Genomic DNA, 13,205 nt, shown 5'->3' with positions numbered 1-13,205 from the left:
CTAGGTGAGCACGCGAGGGGTGCAACCGAGTGTTTGCAAAATACATCTTGCAAACGTTTCTTTGCAGAGCTACTGTTGCCTCATGAACACTCCGGACGAGCACGAATCGGATGCGGCGGCGCGGGTCGAGTCCCGCCACGCGAACGATCGGGTTCTCGACGCGCAGGCGCTCCGCGCCCTGGCGCACCCGCTCCGGGTGAAGATCTACGACATCCTCAGTCAGTACGGTCCGCAGACCGCCAGCTCGCTCGCGGAGCGATTGGGCGAGTCGACGGGTTCGACGAGCTATCATCTGCGCGCGCTGGCGAAGCAGGATCTCATCCGCGAGCGCCCCGGACAGGGGACGGGCCGCGAACGCTGGTGGGAGCGTCCAGTCGGGGGCGTGACCATGAGCGCCGCGGGCACAGCGAAGACGCCGGCTGCGCGAGCGGTCACGCAGCTCGTCACCAGCGAGTTCTTCCGTCTGCGTCAGCAGGCTCTCCTGGACTTCCACGACCACGCCATCGGGCTGGAGGACGACGTGTGGAAGGACGCGAGTCTCATCTCGACAGCGACCGCGCGTCTGACTCCCGCCCAGAGCGCCGAGCTCACCCATCGCATCATGGCGATCATCGACGAGACCGTCGACCGCTACCGCCAGCAGGAAGGCGAGGACGTGCGACCCGTCACGATCCGCGCCGACGTCTTTCCGCTTCCCGACATCGGAGGTGCCTCATGACCACTCTCTTCAGCCCACTACCTGCGACCACCGGCGTCGAGCGCCTGATCCTGGTCGCCGCCGATGCCGCCCGGGGAGTGGTGGCGCGTCGCGTGGAACGTCGTACCGGTCCGGTCGGCCGGCGAAGCGCCGCCGTGCTCGCCGACGCCGTCGAGCGCCGTCATCGGGCGGTCGCGCACGGCGTGATCGGCCTCTTCCCGGGCTGAACCGGTGACCGATACGAGGCCCGAGGTCGTCCCCGAGCTCGGAACGGTCCGCCCACGACGCCCGCCCCTCGGCCGAGACTTCGGTCGACTGTGGACCGCGGCGGCCTTCAGCAACCTTGCCGATGGACTGGGCCGCACTGCGGTGCCGCTCATCGCGACGACGCTGACGACCGACCCGCTCGCGATCGCCGCCGTGGGCGCTCTGGCGTTCCTGCCCTGGCTGGTGTTCGGGCTCCCGGCCGGCATGCTGGTGGACCGCTTCGACCGGCGGGTCATCATGGCAGGCGCGAACACCCTTCGCGGGAGCGCCGCGATCGCTCTGGCCGTCCTCACGGTCACCGGTGAGCTGACCATCTGGGCGCTGTTCGCGGGCGTGCTGGTCTTCGGACTGGGGGAGACCCTGTTCGACAACGCCACGAACGCGGTCGTCCCCGCGCTCGTGGCGCGCGGCGGCCTGGATCGCGCGAACGGCCGAATCCAGGCGGCGCAGATCACGATCGACAGCTTTCTGGCGCAACCGGTCGCGGGCCTGCTCTTCGCCGTGTCCTTGGCTCTGCCTCTCTGGCTCGGCGCCCTCGGCTACCTGGTGCCGATCGTCCTCGCCCTGCTCCTGCCCGCCGCGGCCGCGCGACCTCGCCGAGACCCGGAGGACACCCGACCCGCCTCGCCGATCTCCACGCGCACGGCCCTGGCCTACCTGTGGCGGCATCGCTACCTCCGCGCCCTGGTGATCTTCACCTCCGTGGTGGGTTCGGCCTTCTCCTTCGCACAGGCGGCGACCATCCTGTATTTCCTCGACACTCAGGGCGTCCCCCCGGCTGCGATCGGTTTCGTGACCGCTGGTGTCGGAGTCGGCGCCCTGGCGGGTTCCCTCGTCGCGCCACTGCTGGTGGACAGGTTCGGCCGCGGCGCCGTGATGCTCGGTGCCAACCTGCTCGCCGCGGTGAGCCTGGCGCTCGTCGCGGCGGCCCCGGGGGTCGTTCTCGCGGTGGCGTTCTACGCTCTCATGGCCTTCGCCGTGTCCACCTGGAACGTTCCCTGGGGCGCCCTCCGACAGCTGATCGTGCCCGGCGACATCTTCGGACGCGTCCTCGGCGTCATCCGCAGCCTCACGTGGGGACTCTTCCCGATCGCGACCCTCGCCGGTGGACTTGCCGCACGCGTAGACCTGCGCCTGCCGTACATCATCGCCGCGGGAGTGACACTGGCGGCCACCGCGGTGGCGTCCCGCCTCATCCTCGCAGCCAGCAGGCAGACCGGTCCTCTGCCGGTGAGCGCGTCGACGGACGCGCAGGCGACTCAGCCGAACTCGTCCTCGTCGTCATGACGCACCACCGCGGTACCGTCCGCGTCGAGCTCGACGATCACGCCGCTGTCGAGTTCGGCGATCGGCCGGCCCTCCAGCCACGTCAGCGTCCATCGCGGGCGCGGACCGGCTGAGCCGAAGGCGGCGTCGACGGCACGAACGGCCGCGGCGACCGCGGGCGGTACCGACGCCGGCGGTTCGTCCCCCGACGTCCATCGCGTTCCCAGCTGCATGTCAGGCCTCCTCGGCGAAGCGGATGTCGGTGACGACCGTCTCGGTGCCGTCGGCGTATTGGATCTGGGCGACCCGGCCGACTGCCTTCAGGTCGTCCTCGGCGAGGCGGAGGCGCTCGGAGATCTCAGACGGCGCCTGGATCGTCAGCTCGGCCACCGGCGTCTTCTGCGAGACCTTCGCTTCGGTCTTGGCGCGACGGATGCCGATGAGGGCGCTTCCCACGGCCGTCAGCACACGCGGATCGCCGTCGACCGCCTGCGATCGCGGCCAGTCGGCCAGGTGGACAGAACCGTCGTTGAACCACGACCATGCCTCCTCCGTGGCGAAGGAGAGCACCGGCGCGAAGAGTCGCAGCAGGGCGCTCAGTGCCTGGCGCAGCGCCAGGGCCGCAGACGCACCACCCGCGGTGGACCGGTCGTACGCACGTTCCTTGACCAACTCCAGGTAGTCGTCGCAGAACGTCCAGAAGAACGACTCGGTGATCTCCAGCGCCCGCGCGTGGTCGTACGCCTCCCACGCCGCCGTCGCCTCGTCGACGACGCGGTCGAGGGTCGCCAGCATGCTGGCATCGAGGGGGTGGGTGATCTCGGCGGCCTCGGGCACGGGGAACGACAGCACGAACTTCGCCGCGTTCAGGATCTTGATCGCCAGCCGCCTGCCGATCTTGATCTGTGTGGGGTTCTGCGGGTCGAACGCGGCATCCGTTCCCAGCCGGCTGGACGCCGCCCAGTAGCGGACCGCGTCCGATCCGTGCTGGGCGAGGATGTCGGCCGGAGTGACGACGTTGCCCTTGGACTTGGACATCTTCTTGCGGTCCGGGTCGACGATGAAGCCGGAGATCGCCGCCGTCCGCCAGGGCGACCGACCGTCTTCCAAGGCGCTGCGCAGCATGGTGGAGAACAGCCACGTGCGGATGATGTCCTGACCCTGGGGGCGCAGATCGAACGGCGTGACGAGATCCCACAGCTCGGGATCCCGCTCCCAGCCGCCCGCAAGCTGAGGGGTGAGGGAGGAGGTGGCCCAGGTGTCGAAGATGTCCTGCTCGCCCTCGAAGCCGCCGGGCACGCCGCGCTGATCGGCGGTGAATCCCTCGGGGACGTCGATCGTGGGGTCTACCGGCAGCTGGGCGACTCCGGGAACGATGACCCGGTCGTAGTCACGGTTGCCGTCGGCATCCAGCCCGTACCAGACCGGGATCGGAACGCCGAAGAACCGCTGACGCGAGACGAGCCAGTCTCCCGTGAGCCCGTTGGTCCAGTTCTCGTACCGCACGCGCATGAAGTCGGGGTGCCAGCTCAGCTCCCGTCCGAGCGAGATCAGCCGGTCTCGAAGCGCCGCGTCGCGGGCGCCATTGCGGATGTACCACTGGCGCGTCGAGACGATCTCGAGCGGGCGGTCGCCCTTCTCGTAGAACTTCACCGGATGCGTGAACGGCCGCGGTTCGCCGATGAGCTCACCGGAGTCCCGAAGGAGCTCGACGATGCGCTTCTTGGCGCTGAAGACGGTCTTCCCGGCGAGCTCGGCGTACGCCGAGACACCGGCGTCCGACGTGATCGCATCGGGTGCGTCGGCGATCACCCGGCCGTCCTGACCGAGGATCGTGCGGTTGGGGAGGTCGAGCTCGCGCCACCAGATGATGTCGGTCACATCGCCGAACGTGCAGATCATCGCGATACCCGACCCCTTGTCGGGCTGGGCGAGCGGGTGCGCGAGCACCGGCACCTCGACATCGAACAGGGGTGTCCGCACGGTCGTGCCGAAGACGTCGCGGTAGCGCTCGTCGTCGGGATGTGCCACGAGTGCGACGCAGGCGGGGAGAAGTTCGGGGCGGGTGGTCTCGATGTGGATGTCACCGCTGCCGTCGGTGCGGTGGAAGGCGACCCGGTGGTAGGCGGCCGGCTGCTCCCGATCCTCGAGCTCGGCCTGCGCGATCGCCGAGCGGAAGTCGATGTCCCACAGGGTCGGGGCCAGGGCCTGGTAGGCCTCACCGCGCTCGATGTTGCGGAGGAACGCGAGCTGACTGGTGCGCATCGTCTCGTCGGAGATCGTGCGGTAGGTCTGAGTCCAGTCGACGCTCAGACCGAGGTTCCGCCACAGCGCCTCGAAGTGCTTCTCATCTTCGACGGTGAGCTTCTCGCAGAGCTCGATGAAGTTGCGCCGGCTGATCGGGATCTGATCGGCGGCCCGAGAGGACTTGTTGTCGCCACCCTCGTACGGCGGCGAGAAGTCGGGGTCGTAGGCCAGACTCGGATCGCACCGCACCCCGTAGTAGTTCTGCACCCGTCGCTCGGTGGGCAGGCCGTTGTCGTCCCACCCCATCGGGTAGAAGACGACCTTGCCGCGCATCCGCTCGAAGCGGACCTTCACATCGGTGTGGGTGTAGCTGAAGACGTGGCCGATGTGCAGACTCCCCGAGGCGGTCGGCGGAGGGGTGTCGACGCTGTAGATGCCCTCGCGCCCCACCTCGGCAGCGCGGAGCCGGTCGAAGGCGTAGGTGCCCGCCGCGGTCCACCGTTCGTCCCAGGTCTTCTCCAGCCCCTCGAGTGCGGGCTTGTCGGGGATCGTGGCCATGGTGTCTCCTCGGCGCTATGTGCGGCACTGTGTGAGCGTGCCTGAATGTGGGTCCGCCCGATTCTATCGGGCGGACCCACGGCCTCTCGGCGACGCTAGGACGCGGACGCGACGAGCTCGGGGGTCTTCTCGATCTCGGCGTCGGGTCGACGACGGATCACCGCGTGGGCGGTCACGGCCGAGACAAGGGTCACCGCGGACATCACGGCGAGGATGACACCGGGGTGCCACCAGGCGTTCCCCGTCGCCAAGCCGAACTCGAAGGTGAGCGAAGGGATGAAGCCGCTGATGGTCGCGGCGAGGGCGTACGCGAACGACAGCGCCGAGTAGCGGAACCGATCGGGGAACAGATCGTTCATGAGGCCGCCGAGGGCCGCCCACGACATGGTCGGAAGGATGCCGCCGATGATCATCGTCGCCACGAGGATCGGGAACGTCGAGAACTGCAGGAGGAAGTACATCGGGAAGGTGATGAGCAGCGTGCCGAGCGCTCCGGCGGCGACGACGCGCGCCGATCCGACACGGGCGGCCCACATGCCGAAGAGCGGGATGGTGATCAGCTGCAGCAGACCGCCGACGGTGGTTGCGACGAGGAGGTCCTGGTAGCTGAACCCCAGCTGAGACGTGCCGTAGCTGATCGTGTAGGTGTTCATCAGCGAGTAGGACCCGATGCCGAGGAGCGCGGCGCCGATGGCGACCACGAGAGCTCCTGGGCGCTGCCGCAGCATCGACAGCACCGGCGTGCGGTCGCGGCGGCCTTCGGCGACGAGACCCTCGAAGACCGGGGTCTCGGTGATCGACCAGCGCAGGTACAGCGACACGAGCAGCAGCGGCAGGGCGAGGAGGAAGGGGATGCGCCAGCCCCACGCCGCGAGCTCCTCGGCGGGAAGGACGATGGTGAGCACGATGAACACCGTCGCCGAGAGGATGGAGCCCACGGGTGAGCCCAGCTGCGGGATCGCGGCGTAGAAGGCGCGCTTGACCGGCGAGGAGTGTTCGGTGGCGATGAGGATCGACCCGCCCCACTCGCCGCCGAGCGACAGTCCCTGCGCGATGCGGAGCGTGACCAGAAGCACCGCTCCGAGCCATCCGGCCTGAGCGTATGTGGGCAGGAGCCCGATGAGCCCGGTCGCGACACCCATGATGCCGACCGTCCACAGCAGTGTCGTGCGTCGCCCGAGGCGATCGCCGAGGTAGCCGAAGATCAGCGCGCCGACCGGGCGGACGACGAAGGCCACCGCGATGGTGAGGAACGACAGCGCGGTGCCGCCGACCGGGCCGAGGGGCTCGAAGAAGAGCGGTCCGACGAAGAACGCCGAGAAATAGGCGAAGAGGTAGAAGTCGAACGACTCGAGCGAGGTCCCGACCATTGACGCCCACGCCACGCGGCGGGTGGGGGTGCGGTCGAGGGCGGGGGAGGATCCGGAGGGAACGGAGGACCGAGGTGAGACGGAAGGCACGGGGGACGATTCTGGCACGAGTCCAGAAACCCGGTGCATCGTCCGGGCATTCCCCGCCGCGTGCACCGAGCGGGAACGATATGATCGATCCACACGCACCGATCCGGCCATCACCGGGGAGCACTCGGAAGAACATCCCCCACGGGACCAGTAGAACCGAGCGGGTCAGGCCCGTCACAGCCGCTGTGAGAGAGGCGGGGAGACCCGCAAGCAGGGTGGTACCGCGGCTCGCGACGAGTCGTCCCGGCGTCCGGCACGACCGACGACTGCGAGACGACATGACCTATCCGAAGCCCTCTTCCTCCGGCGCCTCCTTCGGCCCCGCGGCGGTCGTTCCGAGCCCGCGATTCCCCGAGATCGAGAACGAGGTGCTCGCGTTCTGGAGCGAGGACGACACCTTCCGTGCGTCCGTGGCCCACCGCGACGGAGCCGAGGAATGGGTGTTCTACGACGGCCCGCCGTTCGCCAACGGTCTGCCGCACTACGGTCACCTCCTGACCGGGTACGCCAAAGACCTCTTCCCGCGTTTCCAGACCATGCGAGGCAAGAAGGTCGACCGCGTCTTCGGCTGGGACACCCACGGCCTGCCGGCGGAACTCGAGGCGATGAAGCAGCTCGGCATCACCGAGAAGACCGACATCGAGGCGATGGGTATCGACGTCTTCAATGATCGCGCCCGGGAATCCGTCCTCGCCTACACCCGGGAGTGGCAGGACTACGTCACCCGGCAGGCCCGGTGGGTGGACTTCGAACGCGGGTACAAGACCCTCGACACGACCTACATGGAGTCGGTGCTGTGGGCTTTCCACACGCTCCACGACAAGGGACTGGCGTACGAGGGCTACCGGGTGCTCCCGTACTGCTGGCGCGATGAGACGCCGCTGTCGAGCCACGAGCTGCGGATGGACGACGACGTCTACCAGATGCGACAGGACCCCTCCGTCACGGTGACCTTCCCCCTCGTCGGAGCGAAGGCCGAAGCACTCGGACTGACCGCCGTCCGCGCCCTGGCGTGGACGACGACGCCGTGGACGCTGCCGACGAACCTGGCACTGGCCGTGGGCCCGGACATCCGCTATGTCGTTCTGCCGGCGGGGCCGCGGGGCGCCGCGGACGTGCACACCTCTCCCGACGGCACGCCCGACGACGCGATCGAGTCGAGCGCGCACCGCTACCTCCTCGCCGAGGATCTCCTCGCCGGCTACGCCAAGGACCTGGGATACGAGACGGCCGATGAGGCTCGCGCGGCGATCGATGCCCGCGTCACGGGAGCCGAGCTCGAGGGTGTGGCCTACGACCGGCTCTTCGATTACTACGCCGATGCGGAGATCTGGGGGACGCACAACGCCTGGCAGATCCTCGTCGACGACTACGTCACGACCAGCGACGGCACCGGCATCGTGCACCAGGCCCCTGCGTACGGTGAGGATGACCAGCGGGTCGCCGATGTCGTCGGCATCCCGACCATTCTTTCCCTCGACGACGGCGGTCGCTTCCTGCCGCACGTGACGGATGTCGCCGGGCAGCTGTGGATGGAGGCCAACCGTCCGCTCATCCGCCTCCTGCGCGACGCGGGACGACTCCTCCGTGAGGCCAGCTACGAGCACTCGTATCCTCACTGCTGGCGATGCCGGAACCCGCTGATCTACAAGGCCGTGTCGAGCTGGTTCGTGCGCGTGACCGCGATCAAGGAGCAGCTGCTCGACGGCAACGAGCAGATCACGTGGGTTCCCGACAACGTCAAGCACGGTCAGTTCGGCAAATGGCTCGAGGGTGCACGCGACTGGTCGATCAGCCGTAACCGGTTCTGGGGTTCGCCCATCCCGGTGTGGAAGAGCGACGACCCCGACCACCCGCGCGTCGACGTGTACGGGTCGCTCGCCGACCTCGAGCGCGACTTCGGCCGGCTGCCGCGAAATCCCGCGGGAGAGGTCGACCTCCACCGGCCGTACATCGACGAACTGACCCGTCCGAATCCGGATGACCCGACCGGGCGCAGCACCATGCGTCGAATCGAAGACGTGCTGGACGTCTGGTTCGACTCCGGCTCCATGCCGTTCGCACAGGTGCACTATCCGTTCGAGAACCAGGAGTGGTTCGACGCCCACGCGCCGGCCGACTTCATCGTGGAGTACATCGGGCAGACCCGCGGCTGGTTCTACGTCATGCACGTGCTCTCCTCCGCACTGTTCGGCCGACCGGCCTTCAAGGCCGTCTCGGCGCACGGGATCGTCCTCGGCAACGACGGCCAGAAGATGTCGAAGTCGCTGCGCAACTACCCCGACGTCCGCGAGGTCTTCGACCGGGACGGGTCCGACGCGATGCGCTGGTTCCTGATGGCCAGCCCGGTGCTGCGCGGCGGGAACCTCGTCGTCACCGAGGAAGGGATCCGGGCCGGGGTGCGCGAGTTCCTTCTGCCGCTGTGGAACGCCTGGTACTTCTTCGCCACCTACGCCAATGCGTCGGACGGCTACGAGGCGACCTGGCGCACCGATTCGCAGGACGTGCTCGACCGCTACATCCTCGCGCGCACCGGCGACCTCATCCGCGGGGTGACCGCCGACCTCGAGGGCCTGGATTCGACCTCGGCCGCAGCGAAACTGCGCGACTTCGCCGAGGTGCTCACCAACTGGTACATCCGGCGCTCACGCGACCGTTTCTGGGCCGGCGTGTCGGCGGACGACCCGCGCACGACCGAGGCGTTCGACACCCTTTACACCGTGCTCGAGACACTCACCCGGGTCGCGGCGCCGCTCATCCCGCTCGTCTCCGAACGGGTGTGGCAGGGTCTCACCGGGGGACGGAGCGTCCACCTCGAGGACTGGCCGGACGTCGACGCGTTCCCCGCCGCCGACGACATCCGGGATGCCATGGACGCCGTCCGAGAGGTCTCCTCGGTGGCCAACGCCCTCCGCAAGAAGCACGGACTGCGGGTGCGTCTGCCGCTGCCGAGCCTGACGGTCGTCACGCGCGACGCGGTGGGCCTGCATCGGTTCGAGGGCATCGTGCGCGACGAGCTGAATGTGAAGTCGGTGGCCACGGCGGAGCTCGACGACTCCGTGGCCGAGCGCTACGGCATCAGCAAGCGCCTCACCGTGAACGCGCGGGCCGCCGGGCCGCGCCTGGGCAAGCAGGTGCAGCACGTGATCGCCGGAGCCAAGGCCGGGGTCTGGGAGGAGCGAGACGGCGGCGTCGTCGTCGACGGCATCGCTCTCGAGCCCGGCGAATACGACCTGGCCCTAGAGGCGGGGGGAGCGGCAGAGGGCACCGCGATCGCGCTGCTGACCGGCGGCGGCTTCGTGCTGCTGGACACCGCCACGACGCCCGAGCTGGAGGCCGAGGGCCTGGCACGCGACGTCATCCGCGCGGTGCAGGACACACGCAAGGCGGCCGGGTTCGAGGTCAGCGACCGCATCGAGCTCTGGCTGAGCTTCGATGAGGCCGACGACCGCGTCGCCGTCGAATCGGCCTTCGAGACCGCGGGGGTGGCCACGGAGACCCTCGCGATCGCGCACGGTCTGTACGGCCCGCGCGGCTCGAGACCCGCGGATTCCGAGCCTGAACACACGGCACGATTCGACGCGGGAACCTTCGCCAACCGCGGCGCCTTCGAGGTCGCCGTGTCACGCCGGGAGGCATGATGGGTCACCGCGAACGCGCCGACCGGGTGTACGAGGCGCTCCTGACCCGACAGGGGGAGCGATGGGTCCAGCCGCGGGTGGAGCGAACGAGACGCGTGCTCGAACTGCTGGATGATCCGCAGCGCACCTACCGCGTGATCCACGTCACCGGCACCAATGGCAAGACCTCCACCAGCCGCATCATCGAGAATCTGGTGCGCGCGCACGGTCTGCGCACCGGGCTGTTCACCAGTCCGCACCTGACTCGATTCACCGAACGGATCATGATCGACGGTGAACCCGTCGCCGATGCCGCGGTGGCCGACGCCTGGGACGAGATCGCACCGATCGTGGATCTCGTCGACGCCGAGCTCTCGGCGGCCGGTGACGCGGCGCTGACCTTCTTCGAGCTGCTGACGGTGCTCGCCTTCGTCGCCTTCGCCGACGCGCCGATCGACGTCCTGGTGCTCGAGGTCGGGATGGGCGGGTCGTGGGATGCCACGAACACCGCCGACGGCGACGTCGCCGTCTTCGCGCCCATCGACCTCGACCACGCCGATCGCCTGGGCGAGACCATCGCCGAGATCGCGACGGTGAAGTCGGGCATCATCAAGCCGGGCGCCGCCGCGGTGTCCGCGCGACAGCAGCCGTCCGCGGCGGCCGTCCTGCGGGAGGCCGCCGCGGGGCAGGGCGCGACGCTCGCGGTCGAGCAGGAGGACTTCGCTCTGGAAGACGCCCGGCTCGCGGTCGGCGGACAGCTCGTGACCATCCGGGGGCTGCATGCCCGGTACACCGACCTCTACCTGCCGCTCTACGGCGCGCATCAGGCCGAGAACGCCACCCTCGCCGTCGCCGCGGTCGAGTCGCTCCTCGCGCCCGGAGACCGCGGGCTCGATCCCGACGTCGTCGCCGAGGGGCTGGGAGCGGCGACGTCACCGGGAAGGGTTCAGGTGATCGGCGCGGACCCCACCGTCGTCGTCGACGCGGCCCACAACCCCCACGGCGCCCGCGCGCTGGTCGCCGCCCTCGCGGCATCCTTCGACTTCGATGAATGGGGTCTGGTACTCGGCGTTCTCGACGACAAGGATGCCGCGGGGATCCTCGACGCCCTCTCGACGGTGGAGGGACCGGTGTTCGCCACCGTCCCCGACTCCGAACGTGCCCGCGACGCCGACGGGCTGGCCGACCTCGTCGAAGCCTCCGGGCGACGTGTCACCGTGCACCGCGATCTGCAGGACGCCGCCGACGCCGCCAGGGAGTGGGCCGCGGCAGCACCCCGCCGTGCGGTCGTCGTCACCGGCTCCGTCGTGCTCGCCGGCGAGGCGATCCTTCTCGCCGAGGACGAGGATTGGCGTGGCGGGTGGCGGGCATGACCGCGGCCGCCGCCGGCCCCTCGGACCGCCCTCGTCGTCCCCGCCGGCAGCGGGGCGCCGAGGAGGCGCTGGGGTCGATCGTGCTCGGGTTCGAGTCGCTCATCGCCTTCCTGGGCGGGCTGGTCGTGTACGGACTGCGGGCCCTTCCCGAGCCGATCCCGGCATGGTGGGGGATCGTCGCGGGCACGGTCGTCGCGCTCCTCATGATCGTCACCGCGGGACTGCTGCGACATCGGTGGGCGATCATCGTCGGGTGGGCGCTGCAGGTCGTCGTCGCGCTCGGGGCGATCCTCGTGCCGGCGCTGCTGTTCGTCGCGCTCATTTTCGGCGGGATGTGGGGGTATGCCACCATCAAGGGTGCCTCCCTCGATGCGCGCAATGCGCGACGGGCGGCGGAATTCGGGAACGAAACGGAGACTGACTGACATGGCTACGCAAGAGACCCTCGTCCTGGTGAAACCCGATGGCGTCGCGCGGGGTCTGACGGGGGCGATCCTCGCCCGCATCGAGGCGAAGGGCTACGCCCTGGTCGACATCCGTCTGGTGGAACCCGACCGCGAGCGCCTCGAAGCGCACTACGCCGAGCACGAGGGCAAGCCCTTCTACGAGCCGCTTCTGGAGTTCATGATGTCGGGGCCGTCGGTGGCGATCCGTGTCGCCGGAAACCGCGTCATCGAGGGCTTCCGCTCCCTGGCCGGGGCGACCGACCCGACGGCTGCAGCACCGGGAACCATCCGGGGCGACTTCGGACGCGACTGGGGACTGAAGGTTCAGCAGAACCTCGTGCACGGCTCGGACAGCCCCGAGTCCGCCGCGCGCGAACTGTCGATCTGGTTCTGATCAGAAGAGCGAGCCGAGGACGTCCAGTCGCACCTGGGCGAGGATCGCCACGACCGCGTAGCTGAGGACCGCCAGAAGCGGAACCCAGCCCATGAGCCGGTCGGCCGCGCGACGCATCGCCTTGGGAGCGGGAAGGATCCCGGTTCGGATCACGTGCAGGGTGACGGCGTAGAACGACGGGATCGCCACGACCCACGTCACCATGCACCACGGGCACAGAGTGCCGAGCACGAAGATGCTCTGGGTGATCAGCCACACCACGAAAGCGAACGCGAGGGTCATCCCGAGCTCGAACAGAAGCCAGAACCAACGGGCGAAGCGAGCGCCCGAGAGGATCGCCGCCCCCACGACGATCGGCGCGATCCAGCCCGCGAGACCCAGGATCGGATTGGGGAAACCGAACACCGCACCCTGGGCGGATTCGAGATTCTTGCCGCACTGCACCAGGGGACTGAAGTCGCAGGAGGCGCTGGATCCCGGGTTCTCGAGCAGGTGGAACCGCTCCATCGTCAGGGAGAAGGCCGCCCACCACCCGATGACGCCGGCGATGAGGAGCCAGATCGCCAGAGCACGGGGTTGGGAACGCGAAGACGCAGCGGGCATTGGTCGATTCTGACACCGGCAGCCTGAGTGCGTGCCGCAGGTGCCACGAGGCGTCGTCGAATCCCCGAGGCGGGTCACCCCTGCCCGATCTGCGCCGTGTGCGATAATGATCGTTGATGCGTGGCGGCCGCGCCGCCTCACCGCATCGCGAAGACTTCGGGCGATGACCGCCCGCGCAGCCCGAGCCTCGGGCCGGCTGCAGACCGCAGTGAGTTCGCGGCACCGCAGGTGCGGCGCCGCCCGAGATTTCGCCGGACGACGCGCGGTGTCGCCC

11 protein-coding genes are annotated in these 13,205 nt (G+C 69.1%); 7 read left to right on the top strand and 4 right to left on the bottom strand.

What is annotated here, in order from left to right:
* Positions 1 to 82: 82 nt before the first annotated feature.
* Genes DT073_RS10565 through DT073_RS10555 form a run of 3 tightly spaced genes read left to right on the top strand, consistent with a single transcriptional unit; the run spans position 83 to position 2,251 of the window.
* Positions 83 to 718, top strand: coding sequence for an ArsR/SmtB family transcription factor (locus tag DT073_RS10565; RefSeq protein WP_124293354.1), 636 nt, complete (start codon positions 83 to 85; stop codon positions 716 to 718).
* Positions 715 to 924, top strand: coding sequence for a hypothetical protein (locus DT073_RS10560; RefSeq protein ID WP_124293353.1), 210 nt, complete (start codon positions 715 to 717; stop codon positions 922 to 924). Before DT073_RS10565 ends, DT073_RS10560 begins: the two co-directional genes overlap by 4 nt.
* Before the next feature lie 4 nt (positions 925 to 928).
* On the top strand, positions 929 to 2,251 hold the full coding sequence (locus tag DT073_RS10555; RefSeq protein WP_124293352.1) for an MFS transporter: 1,323 nt from the start codon (positions 929 to 931) through the stop codon (positions 2,249 to 2,251).
* Here the strand turns inward: DT073_RS10555 and DT073_RS10550 are convergent.
* The 3 genes from DT073_RS10550 to DT073_RS10540 form a co-directional block, all read right to left on the bottom strand.
* On the bottom strand, positions 2,224 to 2,463 hold the full coding sequence (locus DT073_RS10550; RefSeq protein WP_124293351.1) for a hypothetical protein: 240 nt from the start codon (positions 2,461 to 2,463) through the stop codon (positions 2,224 to 2,226). The two genes, DT073_RS10555 and DT073_RS10550, sit on opposite strands and share 28 nt — an antisense overlap.
* A gap of 1 nt (position 2,464) precedes the next feature.
* A complete protein-coding gene (gene valS / locus DT073_RS10545; protein WP_124293350.1) occupies positions 2,465 to 5,035 on the bottom strand; it encodes a valine--tRNA ligase in 2,571 nt (856 codons plus the stop codon).
* 95 nt (positions 5,036 to 5,130) lie between these two features.
* Positions 5,131 to 6,495 (bottom strand): MFS transporter, encoded by a 1,365-nt coding sequence (locus DT073_RS10540; protein ID WP_240638578.1) that lies wholly within the window; start codon positions 6,493 to 6,495, stop codon positions 5,131 to 5,133.
* Positions 6,496 to 6,773: 278 nt separating this feature from the next.
* On the opposite strand from DT073_RS10540, the gene ileS reads away from it, so the two are divergent.
* From ileS to ndk, 4 genes are read left to right on the top strand one after another with little or no spacing between them, the layout of a single operon-like run.
* Entirely contained in the window at positions 6,774 to 10,136 is a 3,363-nt protein-coding gene (gene ileS / locus DT073_RS10535; protein ID WP_124293348.1) for an isoleucine--tRNA ligase, read from the top strand.
* Positions 10,136 to 11,488, top strand: coding sequence for a bifunctional folylpolyglutamate synthase/dihydrofolate synthase (locus DT073_RS10530; protein WP_124293347.1), 1,353 nt, complete (start codon positions 10,136 to 10,138; stop codon positions 11,486 to 11,488). Before ileS ends, DT073_RS10530 begins: the two co-directional genes overlap by 1 nt.
* Entirely contained in the window at positions 11,485 to 11,913 is a 429-nt protein-coding gene (locus tag DT073_RS10525) for a DUF4233 domain-containing protein (protein ID WP_124293346.1), read from the top strand. Before DT073_RS10530 ends, DT073_RS10525 begins: the two co-directional genes overlap by 4 nt.
* 1 nt (position 11,914) lies before the next feature.
* Entirely contained in the window at positions 11,915 to 12,328 is a 414-nt protein-coding gene (gene ndk / locus DT073_RS10520; RefSeq protein ID WP_124293345.1) for a nucleoside-diphosphate kinase, read from the top strand.
* On the opposite strand, the gene DT073_RS10515 is transcribed toward ndk, so the two are convergent.
* Complete coding sequence (locus DT073_RS10515) at positions 12,329 to 12,931, bottom strand: vitamin K epoxide reductase family protein (RefSeq protein ID WP_124293344.1); 603 nt, start codon at positions 12,929 to 12,931, stop codon at positions 12,329 to 12,331.
* Positions 12,932 to 13,205 lie beyond the last annotated feature (274 nt).

Source organism: Microbacterium sp. ABRD28 (assembly GCF_003850245.1).
Classification (GTDB): Bacteria; Actinomycetota; Actinomycetes; order Actinomycetales; family Microbacteriaceae; genus Microbacterium.
This window is presented reverse-complemented; position numbering and strand designations above follow the sequence as displayed.